The 26,270-nt window shown below is 37.8% G+C and carries 14 protein-coding genes and 2 pseudogenes; all 16 read right to left on the bottom strand.

The features are described 5' to 3' along the window. The 16 genes and pseudogenes from ACUN8G_RS01325 to ACUN8G_RS01250 all read right to left on the bottom strand — a co-directional run bounded on the left by ACUN8G_RS01325 (position 1) and on the right by ACUN8G_RS01250 (position 26,263). Positions 1-882 (bottom strand): homocysteine S-methyltransferase family protein, encoded by an 882-nt coding sequence (locus ACUN8G_RS01325; RefSeq protein ID WP_437346995.1) that lies wholly within the window; start codon positions 880-882, stop codon positions 1-3. A 1-nt stretch (position 883) separates the two neighbouring features. Then, the gene (locus tag ACUN8G_RS01320) at positions 884-1,552 is read right to left on the bottom strand and encodes a cobalamin B12-binding domain-containing protein (protein ID WP_437346994.1); all 669 of its coding nucleotides are present in this window, start codon (positions 1,550-1,552) and stop codon (positions 884-886) included. Between the two features lie 60 nt (positions 1,553-1,612). Next, positions 1,613-3,289 carry a glycoside hydrolase family 43 protein gene (locus tag ACUN8G_RS01315; RefSeq protein WP_437346993.1) on the bottom strand — a complete coding sequence of 559 codons (1,677 nt, stop codon included), beginning with the start codon at positions 3,287-3,289 and terminating at the stop codon, positions 1,613-1,615. A 148-nt stretch (positions 3,290-3,437) separates the two neighbouring features. Then, positions 3,438-6,293: a glycosyl hydrolase 115 family protein gene (locus ACUN8G_RS01310; protein WP_437346992.1), complete on the bottom strand. Its 2,856-nt coding sequence runs from the start codon at positions 6,291-6,293 to the stop codon at positions 3,438-3,440. A 91-nt stretch (positions 6,294-6,384) separates the two neighbouring features. After that, on the bottom strand, positions 6,385-6,678 hold the full coding sequence (locus tag ACUN8G_RS01305) for a T9SS type A sorting domain-containing protein (protein WP_437347127.1): 294 nt from the start codon (positions 6,676-6,678) through the stop codon (positions 6,385-6,387). A gap of 12 nt (positions 6,679-6,690) precedes the next feature. Further along, positions 6,691-7,563, bottom strand: a pseudogene (locus ACUN8G_RS01300) (endo-1,4-beta-xylanase); the annotation flags it as partial. Positions 7,564-8,268: 705 nt separating this feature from the next. Beyond that, positions 8,269-8,679: pseudogene (locus tag ACUN8G_RS01295) on the bottom strand (carbohydrate binding domain-containing protein); the annotation flags it as partial. 91 nt (positions 8,680-8,770) lie between these two features. Then, on the bottom strand, positions 8,771-10,672 hold the full coding sequence (locus tag ACUN8G_RS01290) for a T9SS type A sorting domain-containing protein (protein ID WP_437346991.1): 1,902 nt from the start codon (positions 10,670-10,672) through the stop codon (positions 8,771-8,773). Positions 10,673-11,054: 382 nt separating this feature from the next. Beyond that, the gene (locus ACUN8G_RS01285) at positions 11,055-12,311 is read right to left on the bottom strand and encodes an alpha/beta hydrolase family protein (RefSeq protein WP_437346990.1); all 1,257 of its coding nucleotides are present in this window, start codon (positions 12,309-12,311) and stop codon (positions 11,055-11,057) included. A gap of 24 nt (positions 12,312-12,335) precedes the next feature. Further along, positions 12,336-14,603: a family 43 glycosylhydrolase gene (locus ACUN8G_RS01280; protein ID WP_437346989.1), complete on the bottom strand. Its 2,268-nt coding sequence runs from the start codon at positions 14,601-14,603 to the stop codon at positions 12,336-12,338. Positions 14,604-14,626: 23 nt separating this feature from the next. Further along, entirely contained in the window at positions 14,627-16,747 is a 2,121-nt protein-coding gene (locus ACUN8G_RS01275; protein ID WP_437346988.1) for a family 43 glycosylhydrolase, read from the bottom strand. Positions 16,748-16,781: 34 nt separating this feature from the next. Further along, positions 16,782-18,713 carry a glycoside hydrolase family 127 protein gene (locus tag ACUN8G_RS01270; RefSeq protein WP_437346987.1) on the bottom strand — a complete coding sequence of 644 codons (1,932 nt, stop codon included), beginning with the start codon at positions 18,711-18,713 and terminating at the stop codon, positions 16,782-16,784. Between the two features lie 23 nt (positions 18,714-18,736). Further along, a complete protein-coding gene (locus ACUN8G_RS01265; protein WP_437346986.1) occupies positions 18,737-20,731 on the bottom strand; it encodes a GDSL-type esterase/lipase family protein in 1,995 nt (664 codons plus the stop codon). Positions 20,732-20,794: 63 nt separating this feature from the next. Continuing rightward, on the bottom strand, positions 20,795-23,563 hold the full coding sequence (locus ACUN8G_RS01260; protein WP_437346985.1) for a beta-glucosidase: 2,769 nt from the start codon (positions 23,561-23,563) through the stop codon (positions 20,795-20,797). A gap of 44 nt (positions 23,564-23,607) precedes the next feature. Continuing rightward, entirely contained in the window at positions 23,608-24,798 is a 1,191-nt protein-coding gene (locus ACUN8G_RS01255) for an SMP-30/gluconolactonase/LRE family protein (protein ID WP_437346984.1), read from the bottom strand. A 19-nt stretch (positions 24,799-24,817) separates the two neighbouring features. After that, entirely contained in the window at positions 24,818-26,263 is a 1,446-nt protein-coding gene (locus ACUN8G_RS01250; protein WP_437346983.1) for a DUF362 domain-containing protein, read from the bottom strand. Positions 26,264-26,270: the final 7 nt, after the last annotated feature.

The raw sequence follows: 26,270 nt of genomic DNA, 5'->3' as shown, positions 1-26,270 counted from the left end.
CTACTTTTTAATTTTTTTAACAAAGGCTTCTATATGACGAGGAGTAGTACCGCAACATCCGCCGATAATATTGGCACCGCTTTCAATAAGAAGATTTAACTTTTGAGCCATCGATTCGGGGGTCTCAAGATATACAGTCTTTCCATCCTGGAAGATAGGTTTCCCGGCATTTGCATGGACAAGAAGAGGTAATTCTTTTTCCACGGCTCTTATTTCTTTAACGATTTCAATCATCTGGTCGAAGCCGTTGCCGCAGTTAGTGCCAATTACCGAAGCGCCAGCATTTTTCAATTCGACAGCCATTTGTGCAGGAGTTACCCCCATCATTGTTCTGTATTCGTTGTGGACGGTTTTTTCGAAAGTAAAAGTGCAAACTACCGGTAATTCGCACACCGACCTGGCAGCTTTAATTGCAATGAGTGCTTCGTTGATGTCGGACATGGTTTCAATACATACGGCATCGACACCACCATCTACCAATCCTTTAATTTGAAGTCTAAATCCCTCAAAGAGTTCAGCTTCCGTAATATCGCCCATCATTAAAATTGCGCCTGTTGGTCCAACCGAACCGAGAACGTAATGCTCATAGCCGGCAGCTTCTCTGGAAATTTCGGCAGCCGCTTTATTGATTTCGTATGTCCTATCGTCCAGACCATACCTTTTTAATTTATAGGGACTACCGCCAAAGCTGTTAGTAAGAATCATATCTGAACCAGCTTCGATGTAACTTTTGGCAATTTCAAATACTTTCTGGCGGTGAGTTAAATTCCAGAGTTCAGGGCATTCATCCGAAGCAAGTCCTTTTTCGTATAGAAATGTTCCCCAGGCTCCGTCGGATATAAGTATTTTCCCGCTTTTTACAGCTTCAATAAAAGAGTGCATTTTACCCTGCCAAAAATTGTTCGAGAACTTCAACGGCCTGTTGTGGATTGTCGCCGTATGCATCGGCGCCCATTTTAATTGCAGCTTCCTTAGTTACTGGAGCGCCGCCTACAATTACCTTAATATCTGGAAAATTTTTTTTGATTTCTGCAACTGTGGAGGACATGTTTGCCATTGTTGTAGTAAGCAATGCACTCAGCCCAACAGTGCAGTCTCTGTTATTATTTATCACTTCCAGAAATTTATTCGTTTTAACATCAACACCAAGATCTATTACTTCCCAACCATTACCTTCAACAACCATGCTTACCAAATTTTTTCCAATATCGTGCAAATCGCCGGCAACAGTACCGATAACAAATTTACCTTTCTTTTTCACTTCACCCGTTTGAAAATACGGTTTGAGATGATTCATCACTGCTTGCATTGCCCTGGCTGCCATAAGAAGTTCGGGTACAAATACTTCGTTCCTGCTGAATTTTTCACCTATAATTTTCATACCGACATTGCATGCGTCCAGAATTTCAAACGGTTTTATTCCTGAGTCCAGGGCTTTAATAGTAAGTTCGTCGGCGCCTTCTTGATCCTTCAAATCAGGAGGGTATGGAGCAGCCTTGTTTACTTTACCTCGTTCAATACAATAACTGATTTTTTTGATTAAATCATCCATTTTGCTACCGCCATTATTTTATGAAATTTATTTAAAGCAAAAATAAGGAAACCGGAATCACTATTCATTCGAATAATAGACGTCGTCATTTCCCTTATAGATGAAATAATCGTAGAAAGCTTTATTATTCGATTCTTTCCCTGACGAAGTTGCATAAAGTCCGAATACTGCTCCAACAAATCCACCAGCAACTTTGGTACTCAAAAATGAGGCATCCAATTTATTTTTGAAAGAATGCCATTGACCTTCATTCCAGGCATAGTGAAACGAATATTCTTTTCCTTCGGATACAATTTTTAAGAATAGATCATCACTTTGAATTTCTTCGGGAATAATTTTTTCCTCAATCAATTCGATATCATTGTTGCTCGTTGATTTAAATAGTTGTATCGTGCTTCCGACGTCATTTTGAGATTTACACAGATAATAAAAATGCTTCTCGTTCTGAAAAACTACGATACCGGCTTTTTCAAATTTAGATTCTGGACGAAAATTAATTTTAGTTTCTACACTACATTTAATATGCTGTTGTCTGTGACCCACAAAAGATGGATTTCCGGTACCCGAACATGTTTCGGGTCTTAGTTTTATTCTAAGATATCCTGCTTTACCGATCAAACTGTACCATTTTTCTACTGGCGTTCTTAAAAAAATCCAGTCGCCCGACAATAGAGTATCATTAAAATCGTCAACAAACCTGAAGTTGCCGCTATATTTTCGGGTAGCAAAATTTGTTACAGGTTTAATCGGTAAGTGATAGAAATATTGTACTTCTTCATAATCGGGATTAATAACAGGCCAGCCGTCAATCCATTTAACAGGTGCAAGAAAAGTTTCTCTGCCAGTATTATAATAGCCATCATCATAAGGTCTGCACCCCAGAAATACAGCCCACCAGTTGCCTTCATCTGTCATTACAAAATCTGCGTGCCCAGTCGAAGTTATCGGATTATTCCGCTTCGGGTTTAAGTGTCTTTGTGTTAGTATCGGGTTGTTTTTGTACGATTCGTAAGGACCGAATAAACTTTTACTTCTAAAAACAACCTCCGAATGATTATCTCCCGTTCCACCTTCAGCTGCAATTAAATAATAATATCCATCTTTCTTAAAAATATGAGGACCTTCGATCCAGATCGGTTTTTTCGATAAATCGGTTCCCCCATTAATAAGAATTTTTTCTTTCCCCTTTACTTTAAGATTCTTGAGGTCAAACTCAATTATTCTAATTGTTCTGTGACCGTCGTATAATGGTTTATCATCAGGAGCTACACTATTATAAACGATATAAGCTTTGCCGTCGTCGTCAAAGAAAGGAGAGGGATCGATACCATTTATTTCGGGAATCCAAACCGGATTGGACCATGGCCCTGAAGGATCTTTTGCAGTTATAATAAAATTACCGCCCGCATCAACGAGAGTACATGTAATATAAAAAATACCTTTGTGATATCTTATGGAAGGAGCAAAAATACCTCTTGATACACCGAGTCCGTTTGTATTCATTTGCTCCTGCCGATCGAGAGCATGGCCTATTAATTTCCAATTGACCAAATCTTTACTTTGGAAAATTGGGATTCCTGGAAAATATGCAAAAGACGAATTTATTAGGTAATAGTTGTCCTCCACTTTACATATGCTCGGGTCGGGATAAAAACCCATCAAAATTGGATTTGTAAATTTTTCCTGAGCATTAGACATGCATACCATCAAAAGCATTAATGTTAGAATTTTTTTCATTTTTCAACCGACAATTTATAATCGCTTTTATTTACTCTGGTCTTTTTTAAAAAAAATCGATTTAACACAAACCTCAAACTTACCTCTCCTCTACCCCTCCTAATCCCTTATCCCTATTCCCTATTAACTAATCCCTAATCCCTAATCTCTAATCCCTCCTCCCCATTTCTGGAGGCCCCAAATACGAATAGCCAATTTTACCAGTCTCTAAAACAATTTTTTGAATTACAACGCCCGGATCAATTGCCCATATTTTCAAAACATGTTTTCCGGGTTTATCAACAACGTGTGTAGTTGTTTGTATGTTAATGTTTTCTGCGACCCATTTTTCCCACATTTTAAGATTAATGCCTTTATGCATGTTAATAATAACTGGTGAATTATTGTCTATTGATACTGCTAAACGTAGACCAATACTGTCTTCGGCGTGATGGTCGTTAAAATCGAGTGTCGGTGATAAATAGACATGGACATTAACATTTCCTTTACTGAAGAGATAAATGTCATATTCTAAGTGTGGACTATTTTTTGAGATATTGATGCTCTCAGTAACGGGGAAAAATGTTACAGCTGACGATGTTCTTCCGAGATTTGGAATTGTCACCCATTTAATATTTCCCGATTCAATTTTACGTGAATAATCATGAGCTTTAATTGAAATATAATTATTGGTTTCGATAAAATTATTGTCGCAATCAAATGATTCAGGATTTTTAACCACTACTTTCAATGAACAAACTTCATTACCAGGTCCTAAAACTTTAATAAAATATGTATTAATTCCCTTTTTTACTTTTTGCCAGTCTACTGAAATCCATAACCGATTTTCTGTTTCGATAGTAGCTGTTTTGTTTTCGATGATAAAAATATCGTCGGCTATAATTTCATAATCAAACGGTTTATTACCTCTGTTAAAAATTTCAAAATAATGTTTCTGTTTGTAGAACGATTCGAAAGGTGGTAATTCGAGTGTTTTTGAGTTCGGATAAAAATCTTCGGAACCTTCAACAGCGACACCCATTTCAGAGATATGAGGATTATCGATTATTTCATATTTAGGAATAACATTTTTTTCTGGTTGCTGCCAGTAAGTATATCCAATGTGTGTCTGCGACATCATGTGGTTCCACTTTCCATCTGCAATTTGAGTATGATAGTATTCTGTTATTAATGAATCTCTTTCGAAAAGTTCTCTAACTTTTTGAGCCATTTGATTTGTCAATATTCTCTTTTGTTTTGCATACAAACGATTCTTTGCTGCAAAGTAGTAAAGTTCATAAAGATTTGAAGAAGCTTCAACTGGGTGAAGCACAAGTTGATAATATGCGTCGTGATATTCGGCAGGTAATTTTTCATAAATTAATTTAGCGTTTTCATAAAGGATTTTATAGTCGTCGACAACGGTTTCAAATTCTCTGAAATTAACGAGGCTATACGTTTCAGGTGATAATAATTCGGGTTTTCTGCGTGAATTGTACTTTGTATATTTATTCAGAATGTCGGCAATGTCGCCTGCGAATTCTTCGCCGAACTTTTCTTTAGCCCACTGGTAAGAATAAAGGCCGAGTTTTTCAAGTGGAATAAAATCGGGGTTCCATGCGTAATCGAGGAAAAATTCAATCGGGAATTCCATCGGTTTAATATCGCCGACGTTTACTACCCAGATTTTTCTTGCGCCGTATTCAAATGCCAGATGCATCTGTTCCCAAACGCGTTCTATCTGGTTGGTGTTAATCCATTTATAGTTTCTTGGACCACCAACGTAATCGTAGTGATAATAGATTCCGTAGCCTCCTTTCCGCTGTTTTTCATTCAGGTCAGGCAATTTTCTAATATTTCCCCAGTTGTCGTCGCAAAGCAATAAAGTTACATCATCGGGTACACGCATTCCTTTATCGTAGTAGTCTTGCACTTCTTTATATAGAGCCCATACCTGCGGAACTTCTTCAGCTTTTTTACCTGTAACCTCTTCAATAATATTTCTCTGGTCTTTGACAATTCTTTCAAGTAAGGCAATATTAGCTTCCTGGCTCATCGGTTCATCGCCGTCGCCGCGCATTCCAATTGTGATAATGCTTTCATATCCGTTCATTCTTTTAATTCCTTCACGCCAGAATTCTCTCAACACACTATCGTTCTTAGTATAGTTCCACGGACCTTTACCATAACGTGCCCATTCGACGTGAGCTCTCATCATCGGTTCATGATGCGAAGTACTGATTACAATACCATATTCATCTGCCAACTTGTGGTTTAACGAGTCGTCATCAAAAAATGATTTACCCCACATTGCAGGCCACAAAAAATTTCCTTTTAATCGGAGGATCAATTCAAAAACGTGTTGATAAAATTGATGGTTGAAACCTCCAAATTTTTCATAAGCCCAGCCAGTTAAAGCAGGAGCTTCATCGTTTATGAAAATTCCCCGGTATTGAACTGCAGGTTCTCCCATTGTGTATTTAACAGGCTTGACGTATAGGGCTTGTTTTTTCTTGACAGGTACGTCTGCCCACCAATACCACGGCGATACCCCAATTTTCTCTGATAAATCGTAAATTCCAAATATCGTTCCCCTTTTATCGCTTCCAATTATAAGCAAAGCTTTTTTAACACCCGGAAGTATCTCTTCAGCTGTCTGTATATAAAACTGCTCCCATTTCCCTTCGAGATCCTTTAGGTCAATTTTATTGTGCTCAATTAACTTTTTAATCAAGCTGCTTTTATTAAGAGTTCCAACGATGATGGCAAAATCTGTTGGAGGATATTTACTATCATAGATTTCTGGTTTAGTGTTAGTAACAGATTTTATATCAATACTAAGTTGCTTGATAACTCTTATTACGCCTGGATAATCTTCGTTGCTGTAGAAAATTGGTGCGGCTTTCCCGTTTTCTGCAATAGTAAAAGCAGTTCCTTCTTTTTCCGTTGTTATAAAATTCTGGCTATAAATAATACCATTTTGAAAGAGCAGAAAACTTATAACCAAAGCAATTATTTTTTTCATGTTAGACCTATCACTATTCAGGCGTAATCAGTTATTTCAAAAAAAAGGGTTGGTTCACAGATCCACTGCAAACCAACCCCGCGTAATAATTTTATTTCATTAACAACATCTGTTTTGTTTCTGAATAATTCCCGGCTTCAAGACGATAGAAATAGACACCGCTCGAAAGATCAGAGGCATCGAAAGTAACAGTGTAAGAACCTGGATTTTGGATTCCATGTACCAGAGTCTTTACTTCGCGCCCCAGTACATCATAAACTTTCAAGGATACATTTACGGTTTTCGAGAGTGAATAATTAATTTTCGTCGTGGGATTGAATGGATTAGGATAATTGTTCGATAAGTAAAAATCTTTTGGCAAATCGTCCGTCTTTTCAACCGACACTACGACGGTATCAAGATAATTCCGCAACCAGGTCAGAGCGGGTCTTTCATAACCATTGGCATCTACAAGATAAGCCTTTTGATCATTACGCCATAGACCGGGTCGCCAACCCCAGAGAGTGATACCTTCAACTGCCGGATGTTCCCAGAAAACAGGAAAGATTCTTTGATAGTCCTGCAATTGTTTTTCGTCAGTTAATCCGTCAATGTCAAGTTCCGTTACTTGAATTTTCAATCCAGTAGACGCAAGCGAGTCGAGGTTCTTTTTAATAACAGAAACTGCAGTATTCAAGGAGAATGCGTGTCCCTGAACACCGATAACGTCGATCAAATTTTCTGCCTGCAGTAATCGGATCAATTTGAGATATGCGCTTGTGTTTGTAGAACTGTTCACAATATTATAATCGTTAATCATCAGTTTTGTTTTGGCCGGGAATATTTCGCGAGCCATCTTAAAAGCATTGATTACCCAGTCCCATCCAGTTGAGCCTCCACCTCCCAGAGCATCTCTGTATTGTGCTGGAGCATGTCCTGGTAAAGGTTCGTTTACAACCTGTAAATAGTCGATATCAGGATATCTGTCAGCAACTGCCTGGAACCATTCGCGAATTTCTTCGAGTTGTTCGGCTGGTTGAAGATTATTAATCCATGACGGCTGTTGATTGCCCCAAATCAAAACGTGATAAATAAATACAAAGCCATTATCTTTTGCCAGTTTGTAAGCGGCATCAAGTTCGTTCCAATTCATTTGGTCGCGTGATGATTCTACACTACCCCATTTGCCTCCGTTTTCAGGAATGACAGAATTCCAGTAAGCTTCAAAATTCGGGGCCTGAGCAGCACTGTACGCCGAGCCCAAAAATTTTGGTTGCTTGGAAGCAATTGGAGGACCAGCCCACACCTCGCCAGGCAATTTATCCGAGCCAGGCGTTTTGTTTTCGAGGTTATCTACTGTGAAATAAAGATACGACTTTCCAAATGCAATTTTATCGATATCAAGACCATCCTCGCGTGCTGCTATTTGAAATATACGGGTAAGTGTATCTCCTTCAACTTTAAAGACTACAGGCGCTTCACCAAAATTATTATGCGATAAATTTACCCATTTCCACACTCCGTCGCCCAATCCACCTGGATCTTTTACGATATTATCAGGTTCATTAAAACCTGCTACCTGTAACCCATTACCCAGTACCCAATCGTCGTCATTAAGTGTATCTTTAATTCCGAATCCGTTTCCATAAAAAAAGCTATCGTCGTTATATTGATTTGCACCGACACGTACTTTTGCAAATAAATCATACGATCCGGTATCAACAAATGTAACTTCGAATGTAATAACTTTTGATGCACTACCAGGATTGGTGCTGTTAATGAAAGTAGTTTTTGGCGTAACATATGTAATATCGCCATCTTGATGAATTTCCAGGTCGCTGCCTAACTGAGCATTTTCAACTTCAAGCACAATCGGCTTTAACGGTGATGGTAAATCATTCTTATTAATAATTGTTAAATTGTCGATGTAAATTGTATTACCTGTATTTCCAGCTTTGTTAAAATGGATCGGAGCACGGATTATAGTTTGATTGTCCGTTATAGTAAATTCCATTGTGAATTCCTGCCATTCAGTAGTTAATCGGGCAGGTCTGATAGCACCATATTCACTATACGAGTAATTGCCAACGGTAAAATTCGCTTCGGCTCCACTCGTTTCTGCTTTTGCCCAGATTGAATAGATATATGTTTCTCCCGGTTCAACAGGGATGCTATCTGCTACAAGTTGAATGTCCCAGTCATTTTGTCCGAGACTATTAATTACTACCTTAAAAGCATGATTCCCATGCTTGACAGGATTATCAACTATTGCAAAATCGGGAGGTGTTGTAACCGAAGTTCCAACACTCAACACCCAGCCTTCGATATTTCCGGTAATTGGTCCGACCGGGGTATTTTCGAAACTTCCATTAGTTACCAATTGACCTTTTATGATTGACGGGCTCATTACAAAAACTGCAACGATTAACCACGTCATAATACTATAGATTTTCACCTTCATACATTGCCTCCTTAATTTATTAATAAATATTGATCAATTAGTTTGATATAAATGTTGTTATACTTTTCGGCTCCATCTTAAAAATAAATCGCCCATTTAATACTTCTATTGTATTACCTGCCTTACAATTTATAGTTTCTGAAGTAGTGTATGGTATAAATGAGGTTACAGAAATAGGTACTCTAAACACATTTTCTTTATATTCATCGGCATTATTAATTGCCACAATAATTAGCTTTTGAGTATCAGGGTCAATATATGCAGTTGCATATGTACTACTAACTATAGGTGCTATATCGCTCTGAATTCTGTAATAACCTGGACGAATAAAACGAGCGTACTGAGACATAATAAATCCTTTTTTAGTAACGTCTCCTTTTCTTCCGCTACTATATTCACCATCACTTATGAAACTATAAAAACGCACTAAATACCAGTAGATATAAGCGCTCATACCGCTCTTCATTACGTCGTTAATTTCTTTTGCAAGGGGAAAAGCCAGCTTCCAGGAGGTTGGATTTACTGTGCTATCGCTATAAGTTAAATGTTCTGTCATCCAGATTTCTTTCTGTTTTTCTTCTGCCAGAGGATAAGGTGCAAGACCTCCGCCGTAGATATGTCCTGCAACAATATCGAGGTTAGCACATGCAAGCGAATCCATCAGAATTGGATCAGATAGTACATGTCTGAATTGATACGATTCCGGCGCCATTACTTTTGTTCCAATTGCCGGTGCATTTTCTCTAAGGAATTTAATCATTTGCTCTGCATTCCAATCACACGACTCGTAATTTACAGTTATATCCGGTTCATTCTGTACAGAAACAGCATAAATTGGCACTCCCTGTAAAGCCATGTATCCAACAAAGGATTTTAAATGTTGAGCATAATCATCGTATGAATCTTCTCTTAATTCGCCACCGACAAGGTTATTGTTTGTTTTCATTGATGCTGGAGGACTCCAGGGCGAGGCGACAATTTTAACACCCATTTCGTGTGCTTTTTTTGCAGTAGGTACATTAGTACCCCACATATTTTCTTGAGGTTGAATACGTATTCTTAAGATTGACAATCCAAGTTGACCATCTTCTGTACCAAATGCAGTTTTTATTTCTGAATCGGTCATATCGGGTCGCCACTGCACAATATTGGCAGCTCCGAAGCCTCTGATTATCTGATGTTTAATTTCTGGATTAATTGAAACCGTAGGGAGATATGAGACATAAAAATTAATTGTAGTATCATTACTTAAGGCAACTATGCCATACTCATTTTCAATTACATAAGGCATTGTATTGAAATCGTTACTTATACGGACGAAATATTCATTACTCATAAGCGAAGCCGAATTCTTATTCAGTTTCTCGAAAGAAAAATTGCCCTGCAACGGTACCAGTGTACTTCCGTTTTGATTAAAGATCATCTTTTTAACCTGCGATTCGCCGCCTGCCTCCAATTTATAGAAATAGATACCGCTGGCGACTTTCTGACCGATTCCGTTTGTGCCATCCCAGATGATACTGTGTGTACCGACGGTTTGACGCCCAACATTAAATTTTCGCACCACTCTACCGAGCACATCATAGATGGTAACTGTTACATCGTTTTCATTATGCAATCCATAAGGGATAGCAGTACTTGACGAAAACGGATTTGGATAACTCTGTCCCAGTGTAAAACTTGAAGGAATAGTAAAATCATCCTGAACTGATGTTAAAATATCAATTCTGTAATTACCATTATCATCCGATAGAGTTGAAAACTGAATGGTTGTATCGGACTTATTGATAAAAGTAATTTTTGCTTGTTTTACGGGAAAACGTGAGGCTGTTATTTTGCCATTTACCGTTATTGATTGAGCAAAAGAAGTAGAAAAGAATAAAGTTAAGAAAAATATAAACAGATATAATTTGTACGAAGAAAAACAAGTCCTTATCATGAAACTACCTTCTAATGATTATGAATGATTTTTATTTCTCTTAAATGTTTTAACTATAATTGAATCGTTTCAATATTCTTAAGTAAGTTACATAATTTGGATAAATATTTAAAACAAAATCGTACATTTTTTATTATCTGATGAATGGTAGTTTGGTAACTTTCAAACAATCATCTGATCTTAAATCACAAAAGTAATCATCCGATGAAAGCTCGGCATTAGTGGATACTAATTCGTATTTCCCATGATATTGTATACAGACAAAAGAGTCTTAACTTCCTCATCTATTATATTTTAAAGCTAATAAAGCCTCCTGCGTACACTTATTATTCATTTTTCAGGATTAAATAGCTCTGGATAATTTCTATAGTTCACAATATTGTCAATTATTTTTTTCATTGCCATCAGAAGCAGGAACATATTTTAATTGAGGCGTACTCCATGTAATCCATTTTGAAAGGTCTATATTATACGGCGTTGTTTGAATATTCGTATTTACAGTAGAATCACCCAGAAGAAATTTATCGATGAAAGCTTCTATTTCAGGTATTTGAGAAGATGGGACAGTACAATGCTGATGCCCGCTTACAATAGAAAATCCAAATCTATCGGGGACACCAAGCGCTTTCCAGACCTCGCGCGCAGCCAGAGAAGCTACATGCCCCGATTCATCAGCGAGCCATTCGTAATCAGGATTTCCCGTTACGAAAAGAGCATGCGGAGCAATCATAGCCACCAGTTCGTGGTGGTCGTAAGGAAGTTTTGTTACACAATAATTAAATTGATTCAAACTCTGCAAATACCAGGGAGCTCCCTGTGCATTTCTCAAAGTTTCTCTTGAACCTGAAAGAGTTTCGGTAACACGCCAGGCAGTATAGCCACCCCCACCTGATTCCTGAGATATTGTCAATGCTATTCGCTCGTCGAACGCTGCAGAAAAGAGAGCAATTTTACCTGCAAAAGAGCAGCCTGTAATTGCCAGTCGCGACAGGTCAATTTTCAAATCAGGAATCTTTTCCAGACCGTCAATTATACGACTAACTCCCCATGCCCATGCAGTAAAAAATCCAACTTCTGGGTCAGGAAATAATTTATAAAATCCACCTGTGCCACGTTTAACATCAAAACCCCACGGTGCTATTTCACTGAAATTATATTGTACCGTTGCAATATTTCGACTTGTAAAAATAGACGGAGGCAGACTCCCTGTACCGCCCCAAAATCCTACACCTATTACTGCAGGGAAAGGACCTTCACCTTCTGGTATTGTAATTCGTGAAGTTAGAACAAGTGTATCACCATTTTCGATTATTGTTACTGTTAACAAACTATCCTCATATTTTGCATACAAAGAATCTGGTGGTGGTGGCTTAATTCCAGTTTCGTAATACTGGATTTCTCTCCCTATTTCACAACGCCTACATTTCCAGTCCTGTATAGTTTTAATTCGGCCTAGCGTTGTATCCGACCACATAAATGGATCGGGTAAAGATTTTATTACAGGCAATTCATTAATTGAAGGTAATTGTGGGACAGGACAATCAAGGCAGCTATTTTCAACTTTATATGAAATTGGTAATTGTTGAGCACGACTGATACCAAAAAGACTAATTAGAAAAACAAGAATGTACTTTTTCATTTTTCCTGCCCCTGCAATTATTACTTATTTCGATAATATTAATTTTATTGCCCTGCTTCCAAGGTTGTTGGTTACCTGACAGAAATATATACCTGAGGCAACTTCGTTGTTATTTTTATCCTTTCCATTCCACTCAATTGTATGTGTTCCTGCCTGATGGTACTTATTATTTGCAAGTACTGCTATCTCTTTACCCATTAAATCAAATATCTTTATCGTCACTTCACTATTTACTGGTATAGTGTATTTAATAGTTGTAGATGGATTAAAAGGATTCGGATAATTTTGATATAGTTCAAATGTAGCTGGTTTACTTCTATTTGATTTATCATTCATTGATGTGGGAGTTGAGTTTGTAATAAACCGTAGAGATTTTAATCTGAAGAGTTCTTGATTTTCATTTCCTTTAAAAATCAAAAAAAGATCGTGCATTCCACTAAATTCTTCAAGAACATTTGTTTTGAATTCCTTATATGAAGACCAGCTACCAGTATTCACAATTTCACATTCTGCTATTTTAGTGCCGTTAAGTGAATCGATAACAACTTCAATTTTACCACCCGACGTGTTTGAAGAAGCCACTATTATTAGTGAATCCGGTTTTTTAGGATAATCGTTATTTCCAAATTCTACGCCAGCATACATTGCCCAATCATTATTATGAATACTATTGAGTGTATTGCTTACGGTAGAAGGGGTTGTGCCGTATTGGTCTGCGGGATTTAAAGCCGATATTTCAGTATAAGCATCTCTATAAATATAGAGATCAAAAAAGGCTGGGCTACCAATTGTATAGAGACCCTGATAATTGCCTGTAAAGTTATTGAACTGCGTTACCTCTTTATCAATTTCTGACGCATCAATTTCATTACCTACCTGAAACCAGTAAAAGCCATCACTGCTGTAGTAACCCGACATTTTGTGTTCATTTCTAACTAATTTAAGCCAGAGAGTAGAGCCTATTGTATTTTCAACCTGATAAATTGTGTTCTTAAAGCTAAATGAAATAACTTTATTACCATTTTGATCTAATGTCGAACATAGTTTTACTTGATGAGTTTCGGGACCATTAATTATCCACAAGCCTGCTTCGTCTGAAGTGGATTCGGGTTCAAAATCGACGCGTGTAATTAATGAATAACTATGTTCACCGTCATTTTTAATTACAGTATTTCTTCCACCTTTATTAATGTTTACGAGTTTCAGCCAGCCTGGTCTTTCTGTGAGTGAATAAGTATTATCCGGTGTATAGCCAAGAAACGACCATTCAGGATGAAGCTTAACTGAATTGAAATTATCTGAATGAGGGACTGCCCAGGGGATGCCATTGCTTGGCAGGTTAGGAGCCACAGCTGCACTGCTGGATGGTCTTAGAATTTTTGGAAAATCATTTTCGTCGTAAACTACCTGGCATAACAAACCCTGACGACCCTGTGCATACCAATTACTACTATGATAGCTATGAGCAATAACCCAGCTTGTACCATCATCTAATTTTACTGCAGGAGAAATATGATTTGGCGTAGTAAAAAGTGTACTGCTACCTGTAAATATGTTTGTTCCAATTATTGTCCATTTTGATTTATCGTCTGTTAAGGTATCACTTCGCATTACATATTGACTGCCGACTAAATGTTGTGCAAAGCTATAATAATAATAACCATTATGTTTCCACATCACGGGCCCTTCAGCCCAACCATAAGGATATGATGGAGCTGGATTAAGCCATGTCAGGTTATATACTTTCCCTGTCGGTTGTCCATCGTCACCAAGTTCGACAATATGATTATTAGGCTGACCTGCTTTTGTTAGTAAGTACCATTTACCGGTATCTTCATCGATAAAAATTGAATTGTCAACGCCCAGTCCTGCTGGCATACTTGATGGTACTCTCATTCGAGTAGGTGTGCTCCAGGGTCCTTCCGGTTTATCTGCTGTTACAAAATACATACTACCCCCGCCACGTCCAAAGAAATGCCAGTATTTTCCTTTGTAATAGACCATATGTCCGCCCCAGATTCCACCGCCGGGGCTATTTCCATATTCTGTCCATGATGGGGAGACGGGTTGTGCAATTACTTCCCAATGCACTAAGTCAGTTGAATGGTATATCTTCGGTGTTGGATTAAATGACGACCCTGAGGTATAAAAGTCTTTTCCGACTTTTGTTAATGTAGGATCTGGGTGGTCACCAGGGATAACAGGATTCATGTAAGTCTTTTGTTGAGTTATCTGGGCGAAACTGAAACTGCAAAAAAGAAAAACAAAAAGAATTATAGTTATTTTTTTCATTTCCCCCTCCAATTATTGAAAATTTATTTCACTTCAATCCAGGTGAAACATTCGCCTCCTTTACGATCAGGTCTCGCTCCTTTTGAATTTGCAGAGCAAAGACTTCCGGCATACGGTGCAGCGTACAAATACTTATGAGTATATAAAGACATAAGCATTATATCTCCTTTTAACATATCGACCCATTGGAAAACAGAGGCTAAGCCCTGCTCTTCTTTTTCAATACGCACCTCTGCCATATCTCCATAATTTTTTACAGTAACAAATCCACCCGATTCAACTGATTGCAAAGCAATACGACCATTGCCTCTGTCGAGTAGGCGAAATAATGCTTTGTTGCCCTGGCTCAACTTACTATCAAAAGGTACAGGTCTTAAAAAATTTTTCCAGTTAACCAGGACAGTGCTATCAGCTATGGAAATCAATTTAATAATTTTGTTGTATGGAATTGGTTTGGTCAAACCTTTACAACGAGGTTCAATTATTTCAAAGCTATCAAAATCTGCGTAGCCCCCTTCTTTACCCTCAATATTAAAATTGAATAGAGCATACCTTACTCCCTGGAAAGTTTTTAATTGATATGGTAAAATTATTTTATCCTCAATGGTTATGTAGTCCCTGCCATTTAAGCTATAACTTAGATAAGCAAAATCATCGTCAAAGTTACAGTAAGCCCTCAACCATACTGTATTAGAATCTAACGGTAGCGACCACTTTTCGTTCTTTTGCTGATTATAATACTGAAGTAAATTTCCTTCTTTTGTTTTAACAACTCCAATCCATGCATACGGTAAGTTAAGCAGAGCAAGGCCAGCATTATCACCAATTTCAAGATTAGTAAATTCCATCTTTGTAATTGCATACGATTCAGGACCAATTGCTCGCTGTGTTAAAGAATTTCGAGCATGCCAGAATGACTCCGCTGGTAAAGAGTGTAGGCGTAAGAATCCTTTTCTTTCATTTAAAGACCATTTGCTATTATTCGGTAGATGATTCCATTGCCATACATTTTTTAATTGAGGACCGCTAAAATCGTCATCCCTTTCAAATGGCGAAGTTGGAACTGAAGAAGATACGGTTTTGGGTTTAATCCAGACTCGGGGTGAGCGTTTCAAGTTTCCCGGCAGTCCCATATAAGGCCAGCCATCTTTCCATGTTACAGGACTTAGCACAGTAACTCGTCCTAAAGAATTATAATCCATCATCGAGAAGCCCCACCATTCGCCTTTATCAGTTTCAACAATGCCACCTTGATGCATTGGAATGCAACCGATGTAATTTTCATCATACTTCACAAGATTAAAAGGCGGTCCATTCTGTGTGTCCCACAAACGCCAGGTTGTCCCGACACCCATATTTTCTTCCGAACTAATTACATTGATTTCGTATGGACCATAAGGATTGTCAGCTCTTGCACATACATGATAGCAAGTTGGATCCCAGTTTGTAATTGTTATATAATATTTCCCATTAATTTTATAAAAGTGGCTTCCTTCGCCGGCTCCGCTTCCAGCAGGAATAATTACTTTTTCTGTACCTGGAACTAAATCGGTCAAATCCTCATTCAATTCGGCCAATTTAATTTCATCATAACCCCATACTACATAGACTTTACCGTCATCATCGAATAAAACAGATAAATCATGCAGCGACACGTTCATTTGAAAATGTTCCCACGGACCGGCAGGATTGACTGCCTTAAATACTTGTGTATTATAACGATTTACATTGCTAAAAATATAAAACACACCATTGTTATATCTTAAACACGGCGCCCAGAAGCCCTGACCGTATATCTCTTTTCCGTTTTCCATTCTAAATTCTGGACCCAAATCGAGTTGTTCGCATGCGTAACTTAAAAGCTCCCAGTTAATTAAATCTTTCGAATGAAGTACGGGTAAACCTGGCATTGCATGCATTGTTGTACCTGTCATATAATAATCACTCCCTACACGAATTAAGTCGGGGTCCGAAAATTCTTCGTAAAAAATTGGATTTGTAAATGTTCCATTTCCATTATCGGCATGCCAGGTACAACTCGTCGAGTCGTTCTGCCGTGGAATAACTACCTGTGAATTCAATATACTATTAACTGTGAAAAATAGTATAAGTGTCGATAGATTTATTAAATTGATTGTTCTCAAGTTCTGCCTCGAAAAAATTCTCTTATTGATTTTATTATTGCAGTGGCAACCATACCTTCATTTTTCCGACCCCCCTGTTAGACCAGAGATAGTATGGAATCATCTTAATTTGAATGTCCCCTTTTTCTATTATAACGATCGGCACTCTTTCCGATAATACATTATCTTCCTTAATAGTAATCTTTGCATCTCTACTAATAAAAATATCATTTATATTTTCATTGTCGATTTCTTCGGCGCAATAAACAAAAGGACCCAGCTCAAGAGCTACTTTATTTTGGTCTTCCTTTACATTTTCGTTAGCCAAAACCTTTTTTACTTCTTCTGGCAGTATTAATTCTACAGTGTCACCTTTCTGCCAAAGTCTATTAACAACAGCGTATCCTCTGTCTAATATCAAATTTTGTTTTTTGCCGTTTACAAGTAAAGTGATTGATGAATTCTGATTATCGAGATAACGATACAAATTGCCAGGTAAAGGTGTGTTTTTCGACCATCCGGGTATTCTAATTTTTAAAGTAAATTGTGTGGCATTGTGCGGTTCAATATTGATTGTAATTTTATAATCTAAAGGGTAAGAAGTCTTTTGCACTAAATTAACATCAGCGTTTTTCAATTTTATTTCTGCCCTGCTATCGACAAACAGATTTACAAATAAAGTGTCGTTATCATAAGAATAGACCAAACCAGGCAATGAAGGGATAAAGCGAATTAGATTTGTGGGACAACACGAACAATCGAACCACGGTTGGCGGGTACAGGCGCCCATATTAAATTTAAATTCTCCGTCTGATTCCAGAGGATTTGGATAGAAAAAATTTTTACCGTCGAGAGAAATTCCGGAAATCAATCCATTGTAAAGCGTTCGTTCAATGACGTCAAAAAATTTTGTATCACCTGTCATTCTGAATAATCTGTAATTCCAGTAAACGCTTCCAATCGAAGCGCAGGTTTCGCAGTAAGCTGTCAGATTGGGTAATTCATAATCTTCACCGAAAGATTCTCCTTCATGACGCGAACCAAGCCCACCTGTTAGATAAGTCTTTTTATTAACTACGTTATCCCATAATGTAAATACAGCATTTTTATAGGCTTCGTCATTAAGTAAGGCTGCAATATCAGTCATTGCAGCATACATATAAAGAGCACGCACTGCATGACCTACTGCCTCTTTTTGCTCGTAAACAGGTTTGTGGTCCTGAGCATATTCTCCGTAAAGTTTATGCGTGGAAGAATCTCCTCGGACATCCAGAAAAAACTTTGCTAATTTCATATATTCTTCGTTACCGGTAATCTGATAGAGCTTGATCAACCCGGTTTCCACAATTTGATGACCTGGTGGTGTTCTTAGTTTATTTGGTCCAAAATTCTCAACGAGCAGGTTGGCATTTTTAATTGCTATATCGAGGAAATTTCTTTTGCCGGTTGCATAGTAGTGAGCAGCAGCTGCCTCGAATAGATGACCGCTGTTGTAAAGTTCATGGCTGCTTTCGAGATGTTCCCACCTTCGACTGGATGGTTTGACCCACCATGCCGGTGGCTTTTGAGGATTAATTGTAAACCAGGTGGTTATATAGCCGTCTTCTTCCTGACCCGTTTTGATAATTGCAATTACTGAATCGATGTACGCCTCTAACTCACTATTCGGATTACTAACCAATGAATAAGCGGCACCTTCAATAATTTTGTATAAGTCGGTGTCGTCAAACGGCATTTTACCACGATATTCACCTTTCTTTTTCCCTCCAGCAACGAGGAAATTATCCATTCGACCTTCTTCCTCGCATTTTTTGAAAGCATATTTGATTGTGGTTTCCTGAATTGTTTTGATTTTTGGCAACCAGAAGTTATCCGTCAATCTAACGTTGCGGATATCGACTGGATTAATCCTGTAAGCATTCCGCTCAATTTTATTTTGCGGAAATATCATTGCGGTGAAAAGTAAAATGTTAATAATTAGTTTCATTAATTACTCCCCTGAAGTAATTGCTATTTCATCAAAACAATTTTTTTAGAGTCGGTATTTTTTCCGACGTGTAATTTACAAATATAGATTCCGCTCGATAACTTATTTGCGTCGAAGTCAACTGCATATTCTCCCGCTTGCTTATAACCTTCAACAAGGGTAACAATTTCTTTTCCTAACAAATCATAAATTTTTAACGATACCTCGTTGGCTTTATTAATCTTAAAAGTTATCCTTGTTCGTGGATTAAAGGGATTTGGATAGTTTTGTTGAAGAATAAATCCCACATTTTTTTCGAATGAATCTTTTATATCAGTAGTGCTGCATAAATTGATGGCAGAATCGCCTTTGCCTATTGGGAAGAACTCCACGTTCGATAAGACCAACTTATCCAAGGCTGCACCGTCTTCTCTATATGAAATTTTGATAAAATGTTCTCCTTTCTGCAATTGATAATTATCCAGTAATTTCCATTCCCACCCGCTTGAAGTAAGTCCATTGTACATTCGAAAATCAGTGTCGTCAATTCCTATCCAGAACGAATCGTCGTTATATGTGGCGCAATTGACACGTGCCATCAGATAATATAGACCTGTCGAATCGATAGTAAAAGCAAGAGTAATAACATCATCTTCTCCAGATGGTGCCTGATTTAAACTCTGGAGTCCGTTTTTAATCGTAACATATTTATTATTTGATGCTTCATTGTCAGTAATAATTTGCCAGTTACTTCCTCCTGTTCCACATTCGGGCTCAAGAAAAATCGAATGTAATTCTGTATCTATAGTAACAGGTTCTGTTCTGGTAAAGAGAGATAAATCGACAGCTTCTGCCATCATCCTGTGACCGGTTTCATTAGGATGAAGATGATCGCCCGTATCGGCTTCGGGTAAAAGGCTTAATGTATCCTCTGGATTTCTCAGTGCTTTGTCCATGTCGATGACTGCGTCGAAGTATCCACTATTTCGGATCCAGTCGTTAACTTTTTGTCTTGCTGATTCGCGCAATTCAGAATAGTAAGAATGACCTTTCATTGGTAAAAGCGTTGCTCCATAGACGTAAATCCCTTTAGAGTGGGCATTAAAAATCATCTGCTTGTAGGCCTCGATTAAATCGTCTGCCACCTCAATGCTATTAGAGCCCCCAATATCATTAATTCCTTCAAGAATAATTAACCATCTTACTCCATTCTGATTGAGCACGTCCCTTTCAAATCTACTAAGTGCTGTTGGTCCAAGACCAAGTTTTAATACGCGATTACCACCAATGCCAGCATTCAACACAGCTACATGTTGAGTAGCTTGATTGTTCTGCAGTCGTTTGGAAAGTTCATCTGGCCAGCGATTTTGTTTGTTCGTACCGGAACCACGGCCATCTGTAATTGAATTTCCAAGTATAACTACAGCAAAAGCTGAATCGGAAGTTAGAACATCAATCGTATTTATTACATACCAGTGGTCAGTTGTAATTGCATTTGTAAAATCCTCTTTATCGACGTTATTACCCGTTAGAATATATGACGTTGTTCGGGAACCTGGATGTCCGGTAATATCAGACGGCGTATTTCCGAAATAAATTGTAATGGCTAAGTCAGTCAATGGCATCAAATTAAATTCAAGTGGATCAGATGTAATAGCCGCACTGGCTGGAATTATAACTTCAGGTTTACCGTTAAAAGTAAGAGATTTATCTGTCGATTTATCAATTACACCATTTCCTTTTGATACTGCAATGTGAACAGCGTTAATTGTGATGGGCGATTTACTAAATTCGTTGGATAGACGTAATCTCAATATATTACCACCAATAGAAACTCTAACGATTTGTCGAATAGTATTATTACTCAATCCAGGCGGAACAGGAGGATTGTTTTGAGGTTCAACCAGTTGTGGCGAAGTCGTCCACGTACCAACCCATTTCTGATTTTCAGTTTGCCCGTTAATTACCATACTTGAAATAAGAATTAGCAAAATGTAATACTTCTTCACAATGAAAAGAATATTAAATGAATTCTTCATCTGATTTTTTCCTTTTGTATGTTATTTAACACAATTTATTCGATTGCTAATACACACGAACTTTTATTTTATAATTATTTCATCACTTAGACGAATATCTTCGGAAGAGCTCCCAATAAGTATTTTCCAGAAGCCTTTTTGAACCACAAAATTGTTTTCGTAAGTACTGTAAAATGAAAATTCCGAGACAGGAATACTAAAATGTAACTTTTGACATTCTCCAGGCTTAAGTGTAATTCGCTGAAATCTTTTCAATTGTTTACGAGGTGTCTTAAACTTTGCATCTGTAGAACGGACATAGACCTGCACTACTTCATCTCCTTCATATACGCCAGTGTTCTTTAGAGAGAATTCGATTGTAAGAGTGTCACTTTCGCTTAGATTTTTGTGAAAAATATTAAGACTATCATACTCAAATGTAGTATACGACAGACCGTGCCCAAATGGAAATAAAACCGGTTCTTCCAGGTACATATAGGTTCTGGGATTATTAATTATATCATAGTCAGACATCGGTGGTAATTGTTCTGTGGAAGCATAAAAAGTTTGAGGTAATTTTCCCCCAGGATTATAATCTCCGAAAAGAACATCGGCAAGCGCCTGTCCTCCGAATTCTCCATTATACCAGTTTTCGACAATAGCTCTGGCATATTTTTCCGTTCCTGCCAGAGCAATCGGTCCTCCGTTTACAAGCACTAAAACAATGTTTGGATTGACTTCGGCCACTTGTTTAATTAATTCCTGTTGGACGGATGGCAGTTCAATTGTTTTTCTGTCGAGTTCTTCCTGTGATATACCGGGAGTTATTCCCACAACTAATACAACTAAATCGCTTCTGGCAGCTATTTTCTTGGCACTTTCAAAATCTTTCTGTCCAAGATCCCAGGTTAATCTGGCAGTTGCTCCCAGTGAATTATCGAAGTATTCTAATACTACATCATATTTTTTACCAGGCAGTAATTTTACTTTTGCTGCAATTGGTTTTTCACCGTGTTCTTTCCAGTCATCTATGATTAATTTATTATCGATAAATAATCTAACGCCATCGTCACAGCTCGTTCCAATATAGTTGATCGTGTCCGGTGGAATTATAGTACCTCTCCATCTTACTGAAAATTTATCGGAAGGTACGCCATCTGCAGGTGAGTTTATTCCGAATGAAAAATTAACCATGGAATCGACTCTTGTAAAAACAGGCTTACCTTCCAGATTCATATTGTCGTAATATTCGCCAAGCAAACCTTTACTACCATTTTTTTCAATTATACCGAAATATTGAGACTCAATTGGTCTCAGTAAACCACCGCCGATGTCGCATCCCTGAACATAGTTGACTTTAATATTCATAGAATCCGCTTTGTTTTTAATTCCTTCTAATGGACTTACCAGGATATTAGGGAACCCGCTATAGATGCCTAATTGAGCTTCGCTAGCGTTAGGTCCAATTACGGCAATCGATTTTATTTTGTTTTTATTAATTGGTAATATACCATTGTTTTTAAGGAGGACAATCGATTTGTGTGCAGCTTTTAGAGCCAGTGCTCTGTTTTCTTCGCTGTCTAAATAATCTTTCCCGATCGATGAATAAGGAACAATTTCCGGTGGGTCAAATTCACCCAATCTGAAACGGGCAGAGAGCACTCTATATAATGCTTTATCGATATCTTTTTCATATAGAAGACCTTCGTCGATTGCATCTTTGATAAATTCACGATATGCCTGACCACAGTTTAAATCGCATCCTGCAAGGATACTGCGAGCAACTGCTTCAGCGCCTGTTTTAAAAAATTTATGTCCATAAATCATATCATAAATAGCACCGCAATCGGATACAACATATCCCTCAAATCCCCAGTCACGTCTTAAAAGGTCGGTCATCAAAAATATATTGGCATTACTCGGTACTTGATTCAATTCGTTGTAGGCACCCATTATAGAGAAAGCTTTTCCTTCAGTGATTGCATTTTTAAAGGCGGGCAAATAATATTCGTAAAGGCTTCTCATGTCAACGTCCGACGAGCCGGTGTGCCTTCTTTCTTCTTCATTATTTGCAATGAAATGTTTTGGAGTTGCAACGGTTTTTAAGTAATAGGGATGGCTTCCTTGCATGCCTCTAATAAATGCCACTCCCATTCTGGATAATAAATATGGATCCTCGCTGTAGGATTCTTCATTTCTGCCCCATCTTGGATCCCTTGCTATGTTGATTGTAGGGCTCCAATACGTCAAGCCTTTTCCGTATAAACGATTCAAAGCTCGGGCTTCGTCGGATATTGCCGATGCTACACTGTAAACAAGTTCAGGATCCCACGTTGCCCCCATTGCAATTGATTGAGGAAACGATGTAGCACCTTTTGCCAGTACACCGTGTAATGCTTCATTCCAGTAGTTATAGGCTCTTAAACCGAGTCGGGGAATTGAATCTGCTTGATTTGTCAATTGCTTGATCTTTTCATCTAAGGTCATTAACGCTATCAGGTCATTCAGTCTTTCCGTGTACGAGCCGTACTTGTAAACATTAACAATCACATAATTGCTGTCAATTAATTCGTTCTTCTTTAATGTATAGTTAAATAGGTAATATCCAGGGCGGGGTAATTCAACTTCAGTTTTATAATCAGAAGGATTCTTTATTATAACTCCATTATTATTGACACATTTCCAATTTACAAATTCTTCATCCGTAGAATTTTTACAGCTTAATGTTACCGATTTCCTTTCTTCCCAATTAACAAAATAATAATTATTAGATTCGTTATTCTGCGCAAATAAATAATTGTGAAATAATATGTAAAAGAGAGTCATAGAAAGAGTAAAGCTAAGTTTTTTCATAGGGCGAGTCTCCCCTTTAGATGATTGAAGCCTTTGCATACAAATCATTTTAGTAAAAGTAATTTTTTTGAAGCCGTGTAATCTTCTGCGATTAGTTTGTAATAATAAACTCCGCTGGGCAATCTTTTTGCGTTAAAAATTAACGTATGAGTACCAGCAGGTTTTTTCGAATTTTCCAGTGTAACTACTTCTCTTCCCATGTCGTCATATAATTTTATTGTAACATGAGAATCGACAGGGATTACATACGATATCTTTGTAGATGGATTAAAAGGATTTGGAAAATTCTGAAACAATTCATATTCCTTAGGAATCGATTGTCCGTTGTTTTCATTTGAAGTAATGATTGGTCGTACCTTGAATACCGAATGTCCAGCGGTTATAAATAAAGTTTTATTATCATCTTCGCCCCAGGTACAATTTGACGCTGAGATATTTGAGGGTAAATGAATTTTTCCGATTAGTTCTGCCCCAGGAGAAATTATCCAGACAAAAGATGAACAGGTAACATAAAGATTACCATTTTCATCGACTTTCATTCCATCAGCATATCCATTGACAGGAATTGTAAAAAAAAGTTTTTTATTTGTAATAATCGAATCATCTACAACATCCCATACATAAATCTTATGTACTCTCGAATCATTTACATATAATTTTTTTTCATCTGGAGAAAAACAGATGCCGTTGGGAAGTTCGAGTTTATCCAGAAGCCGAACGTTGCCTTGAGGACTAATCCTGTAAATACCATTAAATGTCAATTCTTTATTTCGGAGCCCTCCAGGAATATTGAAATCGGGATCGGTAAAAAATATCGAACCGTCGGATCTTACTACCAGATCATTTGGACTATTGAAACGTTTCCCCTCATATCTGTCTGCCAGCGGAGTTTGAGTACCATCATTTTCAAAACGCACTATTCTCCTTTTTCCCATCTGTCCTGCTACCAGTCTGCCTTCAAGGTCATAAGTCAATCCGTTTGTACTATCCGATGGGTCCAGATAAATCTCCTTGCCATTTTCTGGGGTCCATCTGTAGATTTTATTCCCTTTAATATCAGAAAAAAGCAAACCAATGCCTTCCTTCCAGACGGGACCTTCAGGCTGTTCAATATCTGTTACAATTTCTTCAACCGTTGCATTTGTATCAATTATGATTTGTGGCACGACATGGTTTGCTGTCGTTATCAGAAAGATAAAAATCAGGACAATATTTGTAAGCATAAAGTTTTTCATATTTCTCTTCATGTTAAAGTTATTTTTGATAGATCATTTTAATTGATTGACTGTAACCATTAGTTTCCAGTCGACTGATATAAACACCGCTTGCCAGTCCTGTTGCGTTCCATTGCAGTCGGTGTTCGCCTGCAGGTACCTCACCTTCAATTATAGTTTCGATTTCTCTGCCGGTTATGTCGTATACTTTTAATTTTATATACTCATTCCGCGGCAAGTAAAATACAATCATAGTAGAAGGATTGAATGGATTTGGATAATTTGCGCATAATTTAAAATCGGAAGGCTTTTCCAGATTCTTATTTTTCTCCACGCTTGTAATTAAATCTTTCCCGTCGCCAACTAAATTAATTTCGCTCAGGCGGTTGGTCCCAATTCCCTTTTTGTAGAGAAGATCAAGATAATTATCGCATTCAGTATCGCCATAGCTGTTTTTTGCCGGCAACTTAAGTTTTGCAGCTTCTGGATTAAGTCCCATCAAATGAGCAGCTATCGTGTCGGTAGCCACTGGATCCTTTCCTGCAAATAATACATGGCTGGCGTAGGGTGCAAAATTCGGATTCCAGACGCCTTCTCCGCCTATTGCATTTTTAATTCCATCACCAATAGAAAAGTCGACAGGCCGCGCTGAATATAAATCGCACACTGCGCGGGGTAAAAATACTGCTGAGGAACCATTCGTAGGGCTATGGATCGCCTGTCGCCTGTACTGGATCTGTGGCGTTGTATAATCCACCTGCGGTACCGAACCAATCTGGTTCTTAATTGCTAATGTAATTCCTGCTTCTGCATGCTGCTTTAGCTTTCCAATCGATACATATACATCGTTATTAATAACTATTTCATTCATCTTGAAACTCGGGAAATTATAATAGCCGTCACCCGTAGAAACGTCGATAAAATTTCCCTTGCTAATATCAACCAATCGACAGCCTAAGTCTTTTTCTATAGATCGATATCCCTCAAATACCGGGTTATCAAATGAATCGTAGCTCCCGAGACTTTCAACTATAAAAATGTTACTGGGTGATACTCCCGAATCAATAATTAATTCTGTTGCAGCTCTCACTACAGTTGAATGGCTCCACATTGCTTCTTCGATTGATGCGCCTTTTAATTTGTCGTTGGTGGCACTTCCAGAACCGCCTGTAAGGTTAATCTTAATTACAACCTTTTTATCGGTGCTGAATAAATCTGAAACACCACCTAATTGTTCAAACAAGTATTGCATTTTCTGTTTAACTCCACCATTGACATCATCATATACATAATTGTCAGCTGGAGTATTCAATGTATTTGTGATTGCAACAGTTGATAAAGTGGTACGTTTATTCAAATCATATGCAAAAATACCTGACGGTTTCAAATAAGGAATTGTAAACAAACCTGCAAAAGCAATACTACTTTTTTTAATAAACTCTCGTCTTGAAGAGCTTAAGCCCTCGTTAATGTTGGATTTTTTCATTACCCCT

The organism is Melioribacter sulfuriphilus, assembly GCF_052656625.1.
Note: the sequence above shows the minus strand (reverse complement) of the source record. Positions and strands in the feature narration are given on the sequence as shown.